Annotated in this window: 18 protein-coding genes; 13 read left to right on the top strand and 5 right to left on the bottom strand. The window is 53.5% G+C overall.

The genetic code is table 11. The annotated features are described in order from the left end of the window. The first annotated feature begins 67 nt into the window (after positions 1–67). The 3 genes from WC184_07295 to WC184_07285 all read left to right on the top strand — a co-directional run bounded on the left by WC184_07295 (position 68) and on the right by WC184_07285 (position 3767). Positions 68–1945, top strand: coding sequence for a 2-oxoacid:acceptor oxidoreductase subunit alpha (locus tag WC184_07295; GenBank protein MFA7477687.1), 1878 nt, complete (start codon positions 68–70; stop codon positions 1943–1945). Continuing rightward, positions 1942–2994 carry a 2-oxoacid:ferredoxin oxidoreductase subunit beta gene (locus tag WC184_07290; GenBank protein ID MFA7477686.1) on the top strand — a complete coding sequence of 351 codons (1053 nt, stop codon included), beginning with the start codon at positions 1942–1944 and terminating at the stop codon, positions 2992–2994. The genes WC184_07295 and WC184_07290 overlap by 4 nt, the downstream gene beginning before the upstream one ends. Positions 2995–3215: 221 nt before the next feature. Continuing rightward, positions 3216–3767: a DUF4395 domain-containing protein gene (locus WC184_07285; GenBank protein ID MFA7477685.1), complete on the top strand. Its 552-nt coding sequence runs from the start codon at positions 3216–3218 to the stop codon at positions 3765–3767. A 33-nt stretch (positions 3768–3800) separates the two neighbouring features. Here the strand turns inward: WC184_07285 and WC184_07280 are convergent, their stop codons facing one another. Then, positions 3801–4784 (bottom strand): NADPH:quinone oxidoreductase family protein, encoded by a 984-nt coding sequence (locus WC184_07280; GenBank protein MFA7477684.1) that lies wholly within the window; start codon positions 4782–4784, stop codon positions 3801–3803. A gap of 169 nt (positions 4785–4953) precedes the next feature. On the opposite strand from WC184_07280, the gene WC184_07275 reads away from it, so the two are divergent. The 9 genes from WC184_07275 to WC184_07235 all read left to right on the top strand — a co-directional run bounded on the left by WC184_07275 (position 4954) and on the right by WC184_07235 (position 13376). Next, positions 4954–5460 carry a hypothetical protein gene (locus WC184_07275; GenBank protein MFA7477683.1) on the top strand — a complete coding sequence of 169 codons (507 nt, stop codon included), beginning with the start codon at positions 4954–4956 and terminating at the stop codon, positions 5458–5460. Between the two features lie 241 nt (positions 5461–5701). Continuing rightward, positions 5702–7747, top strand: coding sequence for a Sec-dependent nitrous-oxide reductase (nosZ, locus tag WC184_07270; GenBank protein MFA7477682.1), 2046 nt, complete (start codon positions 5702–5704; stop codon positions 7745–7747). 106 nt (positions 7748–7853) lie between these two features. Next, positions 7854–8576: a cytochrome C gene (locus tag WC184_07265; GenBank protein MFA7477681.1), complete on the top strand. Its 723-nt coding sequence runs from the start codon at positions 7854–7856 to the stop codon at positions 8574–8576. Between the two features lie 12 nt (positions 8577–8588). Then, positions 8589–9998 (top strand): nitrous oxide reductase family maturation protein NosD, encoded by a 1410-nt coding sequence (nosD, locus tag WC184_07260; protein ID MFA7477680.1) that lies wholly within the window; start codon positions 8589–8591, stop codon positions 9996–9998. Continuing rightward, the gene (locus tag WC184_07255) at positions 9995–10849 is read left to right on the top strand and encodes an ABC transporter ATP-binding protein (protein MFA7477679.1); all 855 of its coding nucleotides are present in this window, start codon (positions 9995–9997) and stop codon (positions 10847–10849) included. The genes nosD and WC184_07255 overlap by 4 nt, the downstream gene beginning before the upstream one ends. Beyond that, positions 10849–11721 (top strand): ABC transporter permease subunit, encoded by an 873-nt coding sequence (locus tag WC184_07250; GenBank protein MFA7477678.1) that lies wholly within the window; start codon positions 10849–10851, stop codon positions 11719–11721. Before WC184_07255 ends, WC184_07250 begins: the two co-directional genes overlap by 1 nt. After that, positions 11718–12233 carry a nitrous oxide reductase accessory protein NosL gene (locus WC184_07245; GenBank protein MFA7477677.1) on the top strand — a complete coding sequence of 172 codons (516 nt, stop codon included), beginning with the start codon at positions 11718–11720 and terminating at the stop codon, positions 12231–12233. The genes WC184_07250 and WC184_07245 overlap by 4 nt, the downstream gene beginning before the upstream one ends. Positions 12234–12295: 62 nt before the next feature. Beyond that, complete coding sequence (locus tag WC184_07240) at positions 12296–12748, top strand: cytochrome c (protein ID MFA7477676.1); 453 nt, start codon at positions 12296–12298, stop codon at positions 12746–12748. A gap of 19 nt (positions 12749–12767) precedes the next feature. Continuing rightward, entirely contained in the window at positions 12768–13376 is a 609-nt protein-coding gene (locus WC184_07235) for a TlpA disulfide reductase family protein (GenBank protein MFA7477675.1), read from the top strand. A 78-nt stretch (positions 13377–13454) separates the two neighbouring features. Here the strand turns inward: WC184_07235 and WC184_07230 are convergent, their stop codons facing one another. Next, positions 13455–14513 (bottom strand): LLM class flavin-dependent oxidoreductase, encoded by a 1059-nt coding sequence (locus tag WC184_07230; GenBank protein ID MFA7477674.1) that lies wholly within the window; start codon positions 14511–14513, stop codon positions 13455–13457. Between the two features lie 30 nt (positions 14514–14543). Continuing rightward, positions 14544–15041 (bottom strand): SRPBCC family protein, encoded by a 498-nt coding sequence (locus WC184_07225; GenBank protein MFA7477673.1) that lies wholly within the window; start codon positions 15039–15041, stop codon positions 14544–14546. Between the two features lie 125 nt (positions 15042–15166). On the opposite strand from WC184_07225, the gene WC184_07220 reads away from it, so the two are divergent. Further along, on the top strand, positions 15167–15925 hold the full coding sequence (locus WC184_07220) for a metalloregulator ArsR/SmtB family transcription factor (GenBank protein ID MFA7477672.1): 759 nt from the start codon (positions 15167–15169) through the stop codon (positions 15923–15925). On the opposite strand, the gene WC184_07215 is transcribed toward WC184_07220, so the two are convergent. Further along, complete coding sequence (locus WC184_07215) at positions 15922–16758, bottom strand: cytochrome c biogenesis CcdA family protein (GenBank protein ID MFA7477671.1); 837 nt, start codon at positions 16756–16758, stop codon at positions 15922–15924. The two genes, WC184_07220 and WC184_07215, sit on opposite strands and share 4 nt — an antisense overlap. A gap of 47 nt (positions 16759–16805) precedes the next feature. After that, positions 16806–17564 (bottom strand): DsbA family protein, encoded by a 759-nt coding sequence (locus WC184_07210; GenBank protein MFA7477670.1) that lies wholly within the window; start codon positions 17562–17564, stop codon positions 16806–16808. Positions 17565–17642: the final 78 nt, after the last annotated feature.

The raw sequence follows: 17642 nt of genomic DNA, 5'->3' as shown, positions 1-17642 counted from the left end.
AGTCGTGCAACAATTACGAAAGTACAAACAAAATTTGCCACAACCTGTCATCCTCTAAGGAGGTACTGTGACAACTACCGCGCCCGATGAGCATTTAGAAGCGGTAACGATTGACCGTGTAGTCATTCGTTTTGCTGGGGATTCTGGCGATGGCATGCAGCTAGTTGGTGATCGCTTCACCGACTTGTCTGCAAGCTTTGGCAACGACCTTGCCACCTTCCCCAACTATCCAGCGGAAATTCGTGCACCCGCTGGAACCGTGCCCGGAGTTTCAAGTTTTCAGGTTCACATTAGTGATCACGATATTGTGACCCACGGTGACAACCCGAATGTCTTAGTGTGCATGAACCCTGCAGCCTTGTCGGCGAACATTGCTGACCTTCCACCGGGTGGAACTTTAATTGTAAATAGTGATTCCTTTGAACAGCGTGACCTTGATAAGGCCAAACTAAAATCGAATCCACTAACCGATGGTTCACTTGAACAATTCAAAGTGTTCCAAATCCCGATGACCTCAATAACGGCGCGGGCGACGGCCGAGCTTGGTGTGAAAGCCCGCGATGCTGAGCGATCGAAAAACTTCTTCGCTCTCGGGCTAGTGTGCTGGATGTACAGCCGTCCCTATGAGTCGGTCATTGAATGGACGAACAAGCAGTTCGCGACCCGTGAACTAGTCCGCGACTCAAACCTAGCGGCCTTTCACGCTGGCTATGCTTTTGGTGAAACCGCCGAATTGTTTGACCACCCCTTTGAGGTGAAACCGGCTGCTTTGCCCAAAGGTAAATATCGCAATATCACCGGAAACTTAGCCACAGCGTATGGACTAATCGCCGCGGCACAGCAAGCGAAACTTCCAATGGTGTTAGCCAGTTATCCGATCACGCCCGCCTCAGACATTTTGCATGAACTTTCGAACCACAAGAACTTCGGTATCCGAACTGTTCAAGCTGAAGACGAAATTGCGGCCGCCGCTATGGCGGTTGGTGCGGCATTTGCTGGAAACTTGGCCGTTACCACGACCTCCGGTCCCGGCCTTGACCTGAAGTCGGAGGCCATTGGTTTGGCTATCAGCCTTGAATTGCCCATGGTCATTATTGATGTGCAGCGTGCTGGGCCTTCTACTGGAATGCCCACTAAGCCCGAACAGGCCGATTTGATGGCTGCTATGTACGGGCGTCACGGCGAGGCACCGTTACCTGTAGTAGCCGCTAAGACAGCTCCTGATTGTTTTAACGCGGCTTTCGAAGCGGCCCGTATTGCTCTGAAGTATCGAACGCCAGTAATTCTGCTTTCCGATGCCTACTTGGCCAATGGTGCTGAACCCTGGTTGCTGCCCGACCTCAACGCCTTGCCCGACATCTCGGTTGATTTTCAACGCGAAACTAACGCTTCCGATGCTGACGGCAATCCCGTTTTCTTGCCTTACGCGCGTGACCCTGAAACATTGGCTCGCCCCTGGGCAGTACCTGGAACGCCTGAACTTCAGCACAGAATAGGCGGAATTGAAAAGCAAGACGGTACCGGCAACATCAGCTATTCCCCTGAGAACCACGACAACATGGTTCGCCTCCGCCAAGCGAAAATCGATGGCATCGCCAAAGATATTCCCGGTGTGGAGGCTGACGAGCAAGATGATGCCAAGCTTCTCGTATTGGGATGGGGCTCCACCTGGGGTGCCATAAACGCCGGTGTGCGTCGTGTGCGGGCTCAGGGTCACAAGGTTTCGAGGGCTCATTTGACCCACCTAAGTCCCTTCCCTGCCGATCTAGGTGAGCTGTTGATGCGCTACGACAAAGTTCTTATTCCTGAAATGAATACGGGCCAGCTGGCTCTGTTGATCCGTGGGCGGTTCTTGGTGGATGCCCGTAGTTATACCCAAATCTCGGGTGAGCCGATTAAGGCCTCATCGCTTGAGACTGCAATTTTGGAGGAGTTGGCCCGATGAGCGCATTACCTGTTGATGCCGTCAATGGTTCCGAAGGAACCCCGGTGGCCTTGACCCGAAAAGACTTTGTTTCCGACCAAGAAGTTCGTTGGTGTCCGGGTTGCGGTGATTACAGCATTTTGGCAGCAATGCAATTTATGTTGCCTGAAATCAACGTGAAGCCCGAAGACATTGTGTTCGTCTCTGGCATCGGCTGTTCATCACGGTTCCCCTACTACATGAACACCTACGGCATGCACACCATTCATGGTCGTGCGCCAGCTATTGCCACCGGCGTTGCACTGACCCGACCCGATCTTGATGTTTGGGTTATCGGTGGCGACGGCGACATGCTTTCCATTGGTGGAAACCATTTGATTCATGCCTTGCGTCGTAACGTTAACATGAAGATTTTGCTGTTTAACAACGAAATCTATGGTCTTACCAAAGGACAGTATTCACCCACTTCCGAACAGGGCAAGGTCACCAAATCGAGCCCGTTTGGCTCGCTCGACTATCCCTTCAACCCGCTATCGGTGGCCATTGGGGCCGAAGCTACCTTTGTGGCTCGTACCCACGATATGGACCGCAAGCATATGCAAGAGATCTTCACCCGTGCCCATGAGCATAAAGGTGCGGCCTTCGTTGAGGTCTACCAGAACTGCAACGTGTTCAACGATGGGGCGTTCGACGGTATTTTGCGCAAAGACGTGCGTGAAGAGATGCTGATTCCCCTAAAACATGGCGAACCGATTCGGTGGGGTGCCGATGGCCAACATGGTGTTGTGCTGAACGAATACGGTGAAGCTTACGTTTGCAGCGTCGAAGACGTCGGTGTCGAGAACCTATTGGTTCACGATGAAGGCCGAGAAGATCCATCGCTGGCGTTTGCTCTGTCGCGTATCTCTGAAGGCCCCACCATGCCTACTCCAATTGGAGTATTTCGCGATGTGGAGCGCCCTGTTTATGACGAACAGGTAGCGGCGCAGGTTGAGTCTGTTTATGAACAGTCAGGGCCAGGTGATTTAGAGGCGCTACTCAATTCGGGTACCACTTGGACCGTTGAGTAACACAGTGAATTACGGTCGGTTCGGGCCACTAATAAGGGTTCGGGCCACAGTGCGAGACTTGAAGGCAGAGCCAACGTCTCAATGTTCTAGCCTCCGTTAAATGCCTAAGTGGGCACTACCAGCAGATCGATTTAGGTTGAACCTGCTGGTAGCGCCCTTTTTAGGCAGATTCTACTAAACCCGAGTTGTTTAGTCGGGTTTAGGAAGTTAGCGTGCACCACATGCACAAATTGTTCGCTTTCCCCGAAACAGTCAATGAATACGCGGCACGGACCGTGGCTGCTGGCGTAGTGGCAATGTGTGCGCTTTTGTTGGTGACTGGCTGGCACTGGCTGGTGGTGCCATTGGCATATGGCTTTGTGGCACGGGTGCTTAGTGGCCCTACCTACAGCCCCCTAGCGCTTTTGGCCACCAAAGTTGTGGTTCCGAAGCTTGGTCTGCCGAATCGTGAAACCGCTGGTTCCCCTAAGCGATTCGCGCAAGGGATAGGAGCCACATTGTCGGTTACGGCTGTGGTGTTTTTGGCCAGTGGACATCCCGGTGTTGCCAGCGTGTTGGTGGGCATGATTTTGGTAGCGGCCAGCTTGGAAGCGGCCCTCGGTTTTTGTGTCGGCTGCTTCATTTTTGGCGGCCTGATCCGCTTCGGGCTAATACCAGAATCGGTCTGTGCTGAGTGTGCCAATATTTCTGAACGTCTGGCACGTCGCGAGGCCGAACTGGCTGCTCAGGCTGCCCACGGCACCAATTCCAACCAAATTTTACCCTCGGCCTAGCCCCTGTATTTGAGAACGGCCAGCGTGGGCTGGCTATTGCTGCGGCGTAAGGACCGTCATACCAAACTTGTCACGACCGCCAACATAAGCAATGGCGTCTACGGCTTGGCTCATGCTGAAACGTTTGGTTATGGGTGCTTTAATTGTGCCGGCGGCCAACATGGCTTCCAGGTGATCGCGGTTGCGGGCGGCGGTTTCGGGTTCTAGACGCTGAAAGTCGCCAATTTCGTAGCCGGTAATGGTTGAGCCCTTCAGCAGCACCAGATTCAGTGGGATCTTGGGAATGGAACCGCTGGCGAAGCCGATTGCAACAAAGCGCCCACCGTAGCCCACCGCGCGCAGTGCTTTTTCGGAGTATTGTCCACCGACAGGGTCGAGCACGATGTCGACACCCTTAGGGCAAAGTTGCTTCAGGGTCTCTTTGAAACCGTCTTGGCTGTAGTTAACGGTTTCATCGGCACCAATTGAGCGGCAGAACTCAAGCTTTTCTTCACTCGACGCACATGCCACAACTCGTGCACCAAGGGCTTTGGCAACGGTAATGGCCGCACTGCCCACAGCGCCGGAAGCACCCAGAATTACTACGTCATCACCGTCTTTGAGCACACCGGCAGATTCTGACACTAAGGCATCGTAGGCGGTGCGATAGGTAGCTCCGGTCAGGCATGCCAATTCAGCGCTGAGACCATCTGGGGTGTGCCGAAGAGCTGCTGCTGGCACGGCTGCTTTTTCGGCAAAGGCACCTACAAAACCCATGCCGTGTACACGATCACCAACGCCAAAGCCCGATACATTTTCACCCACCGCCAGTACAACTCCAGCCAAGTTATTGCCTGGTGTGTAAGGGGTTGGCACTTTAATCTGGTAGAGACCAGTTGCAATCAAGGTGTCAACAAATTCCACCGAAGCGGCGTGAACCTCAACCAGTACTTGGTCGGGTCCAATGGTGGGGTCAGCCACCTCTCTTAGCTCGATTGACTCGAGTCCACCGTCATCTAAACAAAGCACTGCACGCACGAATATTGTCCTTTAGCCACAATTACAACGTGCCACCATGATGACATCCCTATGCCTGGCATGTCGGTTGATTCGTGGTCGAGGTTGCCGGGCCGTGCAACGAAGGTGCGGCGCGAAAAGAATCGTCCTAACCGTAGTGATGGCGGGGTAGTGCTGCTAGAGGTGAAATATGACTAATCGAAGAAAACTGCCATCTGTGTTCCTGGTTTTGGCGATGGCTCTGGCTTTTAGCGCATGTAGTAGTGATGACGACAACGGCGACAGCGGTGCGACCGGTGATGACCTAGCCAACGGAACTACTGAGTTGCCCGAAGACCCAAGCAGCACACTGCCTCCGGAACAGTCGACTACAACTACCAGCGACGCTGAATCTTCCAACGGCGATTCATCCAACGGCGATGGATGCTGGGTGCATCTCTATGATGACGATAATTTCAAGGAAACTGACGACAACTTCCGGCTCACCGAGCCGGGTCGTTACAGCGACTTGTCTAATCTTCCCGGTGCCGACAAAGACTGGGACGATGAGGCCGACTCGATTCGCGTAGGAGACTCCGCCACGGTCACACTGTGGTCGAAGCGTGACTTCCAAGGCAATAAGTTGGAACTCGGATCTGGTGATGAAGTCGCCGATCTTGACGATGAACCGGAGTCACTTGAACTGGTTTGCGACTAGCTTCCAACCAGTCGAATCACAACTGAATAATTAGCTTGTCTGGCTATTAGGGCCGAAGGTCCCGTGCGCTCTATCCCTTTGGCCCTTGGCCCCACCACGTCTCTACATAATGATCGTTGTCTAGAGGCAACCGCTTTCAACGCCCGACCCCTGTTTCGGCAAGGTCCCGCTGTTCATGAAGCGTTGTCGCGACCTGGTGGTTCCAAATGCTTATTTATCCATAGGCGAAAGAAGGCGAGCAGTGGCACTTTCTTCTGGTATCCGGCATCGACGGCAACGTTGGCGCCTAATAGCGGCGGTTTTAGCAGTCTTCGCAGTAATTGCGGCGGGCTGCTCCGATGACGGTAATGGAAACGGCGGCGGGGGAGGTGCTTCTGGTTCGGTGCAACAGATTGCCCAAGAGCGTGGGCTTTCAGAAGCCGACCTCATCGCGGCCGCCAAGACCTACGTTCCCAGTGGTCAACACGACGAATTTCTAACGTTTGCTTCTGGAGGTCACTCCGGTCAGGTGCACGTAATAGGCGTTCCTTCAATGCGGTTGCTCCGCACAATTGGTGTATTCACGCCCGAGCCTTGGCAAGGTTGGGGTTATGGCAACGTGGCAACTGAGGAGGTCCTCAGCCAAGGACACAATCCCGATCACGAAGAGCTTCGTTGGGCTGACACTCACCATCCTGCACTTTCAGAAACTGACGGTGAATACGATGGTGAGTTCTTATTTATCAACGACAAATCAAACTCGCGGGTAGCGGTCATTGACCTTCGTGACTTTGAAACAAAACAGATTGTCTACAACCGCGTGGCCAACAACGACCACGGCGGTACCTTCGCTACCCCAAACACCGATTGGGTCATTGAAGGCGGCCAATATGCGGCGCCACTTGGTGGCGAGTTCGCACCGCTAGACAACTACGACGACGACTATCGGGGTCTCATTACCTTCTGGAAATTCGATCGTGATGCCGGTCGAATTGATGTTTCAAAGTCTTTCTCGATGGAGCTGCCTCCTTACTGGCAAGACTTGTGTGACTCTGGAAAATTGGCTTCTGACGGTTGGGTATTTTGTAACTCGATCAACACCGAGCTGGCCACCGGCATGGAGCACTCCGGTGCTGAATTCGAGGCTGGTACCAGTGCCAACGAGACCGACTTCCTCCATGTCATTAACCTGAACAAGGCGGCCGAAGTCTTCCAAAACGGCGGCGCTTCCGAGATCAACGGGTTTCCTGTGATTGAGCTCAACAAAGTTGTGAGCGAGGGTCTCTTACACTTCGTTCCTGAGCCTAAGAGCCCCCACGGTGTTGACGTAACGCCAAATGGTGAATATCTAACAGTTTCGGGCAAGCTCGATACTCACGCCAACGTGTATTCGTTTAAGAAGATTCAAGATGCCATCGCGGCTGGAGTGAGCGAAACCGACCAATTTGGTGTGCCTATTATTCCCATGGAAGATGCCATCGAGGCCCAGGTGGAGCTGGGTCTAGGTCCACTACATACCCAGTACGACGACAAGGGCTACGCCTACACCAGCCTGTTCCTAGATTCAGCCATTGCTCGTTGGACTTTGGGTAATGGTATGGAGCCTGAAGGCGAAGAACCCTGGAGCCTAGTTACAAAGACCGAAGTTCAATACAACGTTGGTCACCTGACCGTGGCTGGAGGCGACACGGTTAATCCCGATGGTCGCTACCTGATCTCCATGAACAAGTGGTCAATCGACCGTTTCTTCCCAACTGGGCCATTGCTCCCGCAAAACTTCCAACTAATGGATATCAGCGAGGGCGGCCAAACGATGCCGGTGATCTACGACTCACCAATCGGTGTGGCTGAGCCGCACTACGCCCAGATCATTCGGGCCGACAAGTTGAATCCGTACATTGTCTATCCACTTGGTACGGACCCCAGCTTGATGGCCGGGCATAGTCAGCCAACTGAAGATGCAATCGGTAAGAACGCTACTTTGAGCGAAGAGGATGCTGGTGTTATTCGTGACGGTAAGAACGTCACCATCAACATGACGGCAATTCGAAGCCATTACACCCCCGACCTGATTGAGATCGAGCAGGGTGACCACGTGGTTTGGCACATTACCAACTTGGAAACTACCCAAGACGCCACGCACGGTTTCGCAATACCGGGCTACAACATAACCACCAGCTTGGAACCTGGAGAGACAGCGACGCTTGAATTCGACGCCAATGTCCCAGGAGTGTTCACCTACTACTGCACCGAGTTCTGCTCGGCCTTGCACCTAGAGATGGTGGGATATTTCTTGGTGAAGCCGTAGTTAGGTAGCACTAACTGAGGATGCGGCCCAACTCGCTGACCTAGTTGGGCCGCATCCTCACACTCAATTCTTCGCATTGGAAATACGTCGTACGGAGGTGGCGTAAATGGGTCTCATGGCCCGGGTGCTCGGTCCCCGAATACCTAAAGACGAGTACAACGAGTACAGGGCGCGTTACCGCCTACCGACGGCCTTCTTCATTGCCGCCATGATGGCAATCTTGCTATCTCTGTTGTTTCCATATTGGCTGCTTGACCTTAAAGCACCACAGTTTCCACAAGGCCTTCATGTCAAGGCCTATGTAAATCGGCTGGAAGGGCGAGTTGACCCAGTTACTAATTCCAACGATTTAGAACAGCTCGACGCTTTAAATCACTATGTTGGTATGGCGGGCCTCGATGAGGGTGCCGAGTTTGAACGCTCTATTGCTGTTCTTTCCATTGTGGTATTTGCAGGGTTATTAGCGTCAGCAATTGCTATTAATAGCCGATATGTGGTGTTGATGGCGCTGCCAGCAATGCTGTTTCCTTTTATTTTCCTATTAGATCTGCAGTATTGGTTATGGAGATATGGCCATACTTTAGATCCGCGGGCGCCACTGGCTAATGCAGTTGGTGAGTTTACCCCGCGTATTTTCGGTACTTCAAAAATTGCACAGTTCAATACCATCGCAAAACCTGGCACTGGCCTCCTGTTGGCATTCGCGGCAGCGATCTTGGCGGCACTCGGTTTGTGGTTCCACCGTCGAGCTTTCAAGCCGCTGGTATTAGCCGCGCAAGAGGAGCAGGTGATAGCAGCCACGAGCGAGCTAGAAGAAGGTGACGGTTAGCGAGCCGTGACCATGCGATTTCCTCTCGCTTTGTTGCTGGCTGTGGCGGTGAGCCTGACCGGGGTTTGGCTCTTGGTTTCGACCAGCAAGGCCGACGGTCAAGTTGCCAATATTGAATCGGCAATTGATCTAGCGTCTTTGATTGCTAAAACCCCAGCGGGTGAGACTCTTAACTTGCCAGCCGGGGTTTATGCCGGTGGTGTGGAAATTGACAAGGCCATAACCCTAAAGGGCGAGCCCGGTACCATTATTGACGCCTTTGGGCACGGTTCTGTAATCACGATCAACGCTGCTGACGTGGTCTTAGATGGTCTTGAAATTCGCGGAACTGGTGCCACGATTGCCAATGCCGACTCGGCGGTGTACGCCAAAAAAGCGCCTCGTACGACCGTGCAAGACTGCGTGATACACGACGCATTGTTTGGGGTCTATCTCCTGGAAGCCCCCGACTCGGTGGTCTTACGGAATGACATTCGCTCTAAAGAGGTGAGGTTAACCATGCGCGGTGATGGTGTGCATGTCTACCAGTCGCCGGGCACGTTGGTCCAGGGAAACGAGGTGCGAGAAGGGCGAGATATAATTGCATTCTTTTCGTCGGATACCAGGATCATTGACAACAAGGTTGAAGACGGACGTTACGGACTGCATATTATGTACTCCGATAATGTTGATGTGCAGGGCAACATTATGTTTCGCAATTCAACTGCCATCTATGTGATGTATAGTCGCGATAGCGAAATCAAAAATAATGTGTTGTCTTTCAGTGCGGGGCCGAGTGGTTATGGTATGGCCACTAAAGAATCTGACATTCCACTAGTGAGCGGGAATCGGTTTGTGGGAAATCGGGTGGGAGTATTTATGGATACAACGCCATTCAATGCTGGTAAAAAGCTCCGTTTCGATCAGAACGTGTTTGCTTACAATATTTCTGGTGTGTTGTTTCAGCCGTCCATACATGACACCGAGTTCACCGGCAATGCTTTCATTGACAACCAGGAACAGATCTCAATCACTACCGGTGGAGTTCTACGCGGGAACGACTGGACGATTGATGGCGTAGGTAATTACTGGAGCGATTACGCCGGGTATGACCGCAACGGTGATGGCCTAGGCGACATTCCTTACCGTGCTGAAAGCTTGTACGACTCTATGACTGATCGTCACCCTAAGCTACGTTTTTTCGCCGAGACACCGGCAGCGCAAGCTTTGGACGCCGCGGCCCGAGCCTTTCCATCATTGCGACCTGACCCTAAGGCGGTCGATGTGGCGCCGTTGGTGCACGCACCAGAACTGCCCAAAATTGAAGGCATGCCCGAGGGTGCTTCACGGAGCGTCTTGGCGTACATGTCGATACTGCTTCTAGGGCTTGCAGCGATCTTGGTGTGGCGCGGCACCAGACCCCTAGGACGGGTGGCGACATGATACGAGTTCGTAATTTAGTTAAGCGTTACGGTTCGGCTGTCGTGGTCGATAACGTTTCGTTCAACGTTGAGCCCGGTGAAGCTGTGGCATTGTGGGGTCCTAATGGGGCTGGCAAGAGCACCATTATGCGATGTTTGTTGGGTGCTATTCGGTTCTCTGGCAACGTTGAAATCGGTGGTTTTGACGTACGCAAGCGACCGAAATCGGCTCGCACATTAATCGGCTATGTGCCACAACATCTTTCCTTCTACGACGACATCACCGTGGCCGAAACCGTTGCCCTTTCAGCTCGGCTGCGCCGAATCGATGTGGCGGCTGGCATGGTGCAACTAGAGCGGGTTGAACTAGCTGAACATCAACGCAAACGAGTAGGTGCGCTCTCGGGGGGAATGAAACAGCGTCTGGGCATCGCGTTAGCGCTAATGGCCGACCCGCCAGTGCTGTTACTCGATGAACCAACCTCATCTCTCGATGTGGTTTCGCGTGCTTCAGTATTAGAAGTCTTTGAGGGTCTACGCGATTCCAGGCGAGTGATTGTGCTCACCTCGCACCATTTGGAAGAGGTTGGGGTGATCGCGGATCGGGTGATTGCCATGGACGCTGGCGTGCCGGTCTTGGTGTCAGAGCCCGCCACGCTGGCAGAGAAATTGGGCCTGCGTTCATGGATGCATGTGAGTATCGACGACAGCGATATTGATTCTTCGATCGACGTTCTGACCGCGGCTGGTTTCGAGGCCAGCACTAATAGTCGTGGCGTGTTGGTTGAAGTTACCGCCGGAGAAAAAGGACGCGCTTTGAATGCGCTCAGTGCTGCCGGAATTCTGCTTAGAGATGTGGATGTGTGGCGCTAATGGAAACGGTACAAGAGCATCAACCAAAGGCCCGTGAACGCACCGAAGCTCGTGTGGTTCGGGTGCTGGCTTTCAAAGAACTTCACGACGCACTGCGAGACCGCTGGCTATGGCTTTATGCGGGGGCCTTTGCGGTTCTGGCCACCTCGATTAGTTCTATTTCAGCGTCCAATACCTCAACCATTGGATTTACGGGCTTTGGTCGCACGGCCTCATCATTAGTGGCTTTGGCCCAAATGGTTGTGCCTTTAATGGGCCTAACTATCGGGGCTCGCAGTGTGGCTGGTCAGCGCGAACGCGGCACGCTGACGTTCTTATTGTCGCATCCGGTTAACGCCACCGAGGTGTACCTGGGCATTTTCTTAGGGAATGTGGTGTCGCTCTTGGCCGCGGTGTCAGCGGGTTTCGGCATCGCAGGAGGGGTGTCTGCACTTCGGGGGGCACCGGTCGATGGTGTCGAGTTGGTGTGGTTGGCGCTTTTGGCGTGGCTCTTGGCGGTTTCCATGGTCGGTGTGGGCATGGTGGTTAGCACCATTTCGAGCCGAAGCGCCACGGCGATGGGCTTAGCGTTAGTGCTGTGGTTGGCCTTTGTGCTCTTGGGCAACCTTGGGCTCATGGGCACCGCTACCGCCACCCGAATGGGTGAGGGCAGCCTGTTCATGGCGGCCGTTGCGAACCCCGTTGAGGCTTTCCGCTTGTCAGCGATGACCATGCTCGATGGTTCGCTTGATGTATTAGGACCTATCGGAAACTATGCCGTGGACCGTTTTGGTGATCGAGTCAGTTGGGTCACCGGCGGATCTCTGGCAATTTGGACGATTATTCCTGCCTTGGTGGGCGGAGTGGTATTTACCAGAAGGGCAGAACGATGAGGCGACTTATCACAATTAGAGTGGGCTTTTGGCCGCTGTTGTTGGCCATATTGTTGGCCGGAACTGTGAGCATTTCCGGTTGCTCAGATGACGTGGCTTCGGGCCCACCGAAGATCAGTTATGGGCGCGACACCTGCGATTTTTGCCACATGATAATCAGCGAAGCACGCTATGCCGCCGCTTATCGAGATGGTAATGGCAAGCCGTATATTTTCGATGATATTGAAGATCTGGTGCTGCACGCCGAAGAACACGGCCATAGCAGTGACATGACGGCTTGGGTGCATGATTACAACACTGAGGAATGGCTAGAAGTTGACGATGCTTGGTTTGTATTCTCGCCCGAGATTCCAACGCCCATGGCAGGGGGAATGGTGGCTTTTGAAACTGAGCAAGCCGCCAACGATTTTGCCGAAACAGTTGAGGGTGAGGTCCTTCGGTGGGACGGAATACTCACCCATGTGGCCGAAGGGGGTGATGCCGGCTCGACACATGAGCATGGCGGCCACTAAGTGGTGAAATCTATACTATTTCTACTATCTGTTATTTAATTTGAAAAGGCTGGTGAGGTTGTATGAAGAGGTCTAATTTCAGAGCAGTGCTGGGCGTGCTAGCAGTGGTTTTTAGTTTTACATTGTTAGCGGCAGCGTGCGGAGACGACGATGATTCAGGTAGCAGCGGTAACGGAGGAACTTCCACCACTGCAGCGGCCGATAACGGCGATTCCAACGGTGGATCGGCTGGGGGAGATGCTGCCGCAGGCAAAGACCTATATGCAGGAAGCTGCGTGTCATGTCACGGTGCCGATGCTAAGGGTTTGCCAAATCTAGGCAAAGACTTGGTTGATTCCGACTTTCTCCATGACTTAAGCGACGCCGATGCAGTGGCTTTTATTAAGCAAGGTCGTACGGCCGCTGACCCTGAGAACACTACGGGCGTTGATATGCCGCCTAAGGGTGGAAACCCGGCCTTAAATGATGACGACATCAACGACATTGTGGCCTATCTTCGGTCGATCGCCGAGTAACCGAGCGAATGTGAGTTGAATGAATGCTCGAGCTAGTAAACCATCAGAATTCGGATTGTTAGCTCGGACGTCACGGCGGCACTGGGGCGGCGTTTTAGCTGTCTTGGTGTCGCTGCTGATGGTTTTAGCTAGTTCTTGTAGTTCCGATAATCAGGCGGTGAAACCGAACGGCAGTGGTGCCGCGGCTGGTAATGCCAATGGCGACAGTGTGTCCGTTGCTTATAACGCAGTCGATGCTGTTACCGGAGAAGCGGTTTCAATAGATGACCTGGTGGGGCGACCTGCCATGGTTTCGAGTTGGGCTACCTGGTGTGCGCCCTGTCGACGTGAGCTTCCGGCGTTGGAGCGCTTGCATTTGGAACAGCCCAAAGACGGGCTACAGGTGGTGATTGTGAACCTGGATTCCTCAACACGCGACGAGACCATCATCCAAAAGATGGTTGACGATCTTGATCTCACCATGACGCAATGGCGCGATGGTGACGACAATTTTACCCAGATTTTTAAGGGTTTCGGGGTACCGATGTCGGTCTTAATCGATTCCTCTGGCCAAATCGTGCACACCTGGCACGGCGCTATCAACCCCGATAGCGAAGGTGTCCGCAGCATTATTGAAAAAGTTCTTTAGGCCAGCGCGGCCGCAGACCCTAAACAGTGGCCTTACACACTAAACAGTTCACCGGTGGAAGGGTTGCAGCAAACTGGGTTAGTGGACGTTAACGCTGGGTTTAGTCATACCTTCGTCGTTAACTTGCTGTGTTAACCCAATGAGCTGTTCAAGATCGTGCAGTTGTTTATCGAGTCCATCCGAAGTCAGCTGCACTCGCAGTTCATTAATTCCGGCCGCCGCATAAAGTCGTAGACGATCGAGAATTAATTCCGGAGTACCAATCAGATTGGTTTTGAAGCCGATCTCGTTAGGAACCCGTTCTCGAGCGGCTTCTCGATCACCAGCTAGCCAAAGCTTCTGCACCGCCTGAATGTCCTCGCCCCAACCTTGGCGTGCAAAGGCGTTGTTGTAGAAATTGGTGGTCGGTGAGCCCATGGCACCAAAGGTGAACGCGTATCCTGCGGCGTGGCGTTGTGCCGCCTCCTCCACGTCGTCAGTGAATTCCACGGAAACCGACACGGTAAGATCGATTTCACTCAGGTCCCGTCCGGCCTTGGTCGCCCCTTGGCGAATTGGTTCAATGAACACTTCGGCTGATTCTGGCATAAACGAATTACCAATCCATCCGTCGGCTTGTTCTCCAGTTAGCTCTAGGTTGGCCGGACCTAAAGACGCTAAATAAATGGGAACGTGTACCGGCGGCATAGCTGATCGAATGCTGCGACCTTCTCCACCTGGCAATGGGAGTTCATAAAGGTCGCCTTTATAGTTGAGTTTCTCGCCCCGAGTAATCATTCGCACGATCTCGATGGTCTCTCGGGTACGGGTGATTGGTTTGTCGAACGCTACACCGTGCCAGCCCTCCATAACCTGCGGCCCGCTGGTACCTAGGCCCAGAATAAAGCGGTCGTGCGAGAGCGCCTGCAACGATTGCGCTGACATCGCCAACAGAGCCGGCGTTCGTGTGCCAAGCTGCACAATGGCGCTGGCCAGGCGAATTTTGGTGGTGCGGCCAGCCAGAAACGCAATGGGGGTTAAAGCGTCGCCAGCCCAGAATTCGGGCAGCCAAACGGTGTGAGCACCTAGTTTTTCGGCTTCTACGACAAAGTCAATAGCACTTGGTGAGTAGGCACCACCCCAGATTCCAATTTTCATTAGTGCTTTCCTAGCTCTAGGTAGCGGCCCTCACTGACGTTCTGCCAAGTTTTTAATGCCTTCGAGGACGGCATGGATGTTGGTTTCCCATTCACTCAGGCGCCGGGCCACAATCCGTTCTTCTTTATCAGGCATTGCTTTAATGGCAATGGAGAGACCAGATGGTGCTGGCCCCATTCGGCCCCCATGGGTTAGTCGAACCGGTGCTTTGGAATCGTGTGACGGTTCAAGTCGGTACCACCAGGTGGAAGTCGGCGATTCGACGCTGGTCACGGCCCACTCAAAATGTCTTTCGGGTTCGTAAACAGTTACGTAAGAAATCGTTTCCCAGCCCCCCATGGCCGAATGTTCGTTTCGGCCCTTGAAGCTGGCACCGGGTGCGGGCCCGCCATCTATCCATTCAGCGCCTTGGAACTCTTCAGAGAACCTGGCAGGTGTATTGATGTCGGTTACTAGCATCCAAACGATTGGCGCTGGAGCATCAATATCAATGGATGCTTCAAAGCTGGGCGCATCAGAATACCGCATGGTCCTCCCCCAGGGCGTTGTTGTCTCCGCTCAGCATAGGTCTAGTTAATAGCTAGTTCCATGAACAAGGGTTTGTGGCTATTGCCGCTAGGCTCTACTCTATTCCATAGATATGTGGAGGATGAGTGGTCAGCGGCAGCAAGAGAGATGAACTCTTTAACGATCTGGCAACCGTGGGCAAGGCGTTAGCGAACCCGAATCGGCTGAAGATAATCGACTTGTTAAGCCAAGCTGAATACTCCGTGGATGCCATTGCGACTGAATTACGTACGGGCGTCACCACTATTTCGGCTCATCTGCAGGTCTTGAAGGCCGCCAGTGTGGTAGCCACCCGATCTGAGGGAACCAAGGTCATCTACCGTTTGGCTGGTGACGATGTGGCCCACCTGTATGCAGCACTTGGCGCAGTAGCGCGTTCGCATTCGGCGCAGGTGGCGCGTTCGTTGGAAGACTACTTGGCTGGAGAACTAGCAGAGACGAGTGAGGCGGGCCCAGCTGGGGTGGATGAACATAGCGGGGGCGAAGCCGAGGTGAAACAGGTGACCAAGGCCGAACTTGAGCGGCGACTAAACGAGGGCAATATCACCCTCATCGACGTTCGCTCACCGATTGAGTACGCGGCGGGCCATATTGGTGGTGCGGTTTCGATTCCGTATAGCGAACTGGTCGAGCGGTTAGAGGAAATTTCGGCCCTCACTTCTCTTGGGTTTGAAGCCGATGGACAGCCCCGAAGCGAGCATCAAATCGTCGCTTATTGTCGCGGTGCCCATTGTGTACTGGCGCACGAAGCAGTACGTATCTTGAACGCCCACGGTTACCATGCAGTTCGACTTGAAGAGGGATTCTTAGAATGGCGAATTGCTGGTAAGGCGGTTGAGGTTTAAGCCATTTCCCGCCGAGCTCGTTTCCAAGCCACCGCCAGAGCCGCCACCAGAACAACCACTGCGACCAACCAGCCCGGAATCCAACCGAACCAGTCGTTAATGCGATCTTGTAGGCGAAACTCTAAGTCGGTGTTATCGCCAAAGAGTCCGGTAGCCCCCACCATCCCGTCGAAGCGGATAAACATCCAACCGATTATTACGAACAGCGCCCCTGAGATAACCGATGTGGTGTGGGTACGAATTGGGCCAAGCTTAATCGGTTTTCCACGAAGCCAACCACGTTTGCCCAGGTCAAAGTGGTCCCACGCGGCGGCCATCACGAACAATGGGGCTGTCATTCCCAGGGTGTAAACCCCAAGCATGATGCCACCGTGTAGCGGCACCGATTCGGTGGCCGCCATGGTCAAGATGGCACCTAAGACGGGGCCGGAACAAAACCCGGCCAGGCCATATACGGCACCTAGGGCATAGGTTGAAACAATGCTTCCTTGCACGTCTAATTTTGCGGTCCCGGCCTGTAGTCGATTGGTGAAAGGTATGGAGAAACCTTTGCCCAATAGCTGATATACCCCCAAGGCAATCAACACCCAACCCGCTACTAGAATCATGGTTTCACGGTGTTTGTAAACCACCGTTGAAGCTAAGGTCGATCCCATTCCGAGTGGTACCAAAACGGTGGCCAAACCAGCCCAAAACACAAGCGTTCGCATTGCAAGAGCGCGCTTGGTAGAAAACGCATAGGCAAAGAAGGAAGGCACCAAGAGCGCGCTACAAGGCGATAACAGTGCCAAAACCCCGGCCACAAAAGCCGTTATTAGGGTAACTTCGCTCAAGGTCCGGTCCTATTAGGCGGGCTGAATCGACGTAGAGGCAAATGCTGCTAGTCGAAAACAACGCCAGCTGCGACCGCCGCGTTTTCGATGGTCGCAACAAATACTTCTGGCGGTTGTGCGCCACTTACGAACTGGCCATTAATAAAAAACGCCGGGGTACCTGTGACGCTGTATGAAACACCTTCATCACGGTCGGCATCAACTGCCGCGGCGGTGGCGGGGTCGTTCATAACTTGGCTGAAGCGTTTGGTGTCGAGTCCAAGATCGGCCGCAGTGGCGATCAAATATTCGTCGGTGAAATGTCCGCTATTAGGGCGGCCTTGTTCGGCGAAAAGACGGTCGGTGTATTCCCAAAACGCTCCTTGGTCGGCTGCCGCGTGGCCAGCATTTGCAGCGGTGAACGATTCGGTGCCGAGAAAGGGAAAGTCGCGCCATTCGATACGAAGAAGTCCGGCTTTCACGTAGGTGTTAATCAGATCGGGCTGGGTTTGGGTGGCGTGACGCCCGCAAAACGGACATTGATATTCGCTGTACATGATCATCACAACGGGCGCATCAGTTGATCCGAGTGCAAAACCATTGTCGCCCCGAGGTCGAGGACCGGGGAAGTTGAAGGCTGGCAAGTTGGCAGCCGGATCTTCGTTTGGGTTAGCCGTGGCTTTTTGGTCAGAGTTGCCAGCACCGGTGAACGAGAGAATGGCAATGATGCCAGCTACCGCCGCTATCACCAATGGAATAGTGGCTTTCTTGAGCCCACTAGACAGGCCACCGGAGGAAGCTTTAGCCGTGTTTGTCTGTTTGCTCATGCGCCTTGAAACTCCCATTATCCAAAACTCTATGGAATATCGTACCTGGTAAGTAGGAGAGGCCCAAATCTACGAAAC

The sequence above is a fragment of the Acidimicrobiia bacterium genome (genome assembly GCA_041676705.1).
Classification (GTDB): Bacteria; Actinomycetota; Acidimicrobiia; order Acidimicrobiales; family SKKL01; genus Actinomarinicola.
This window is presented reverse-complemented; position numbering and strand designations above follow the sequence as displayed.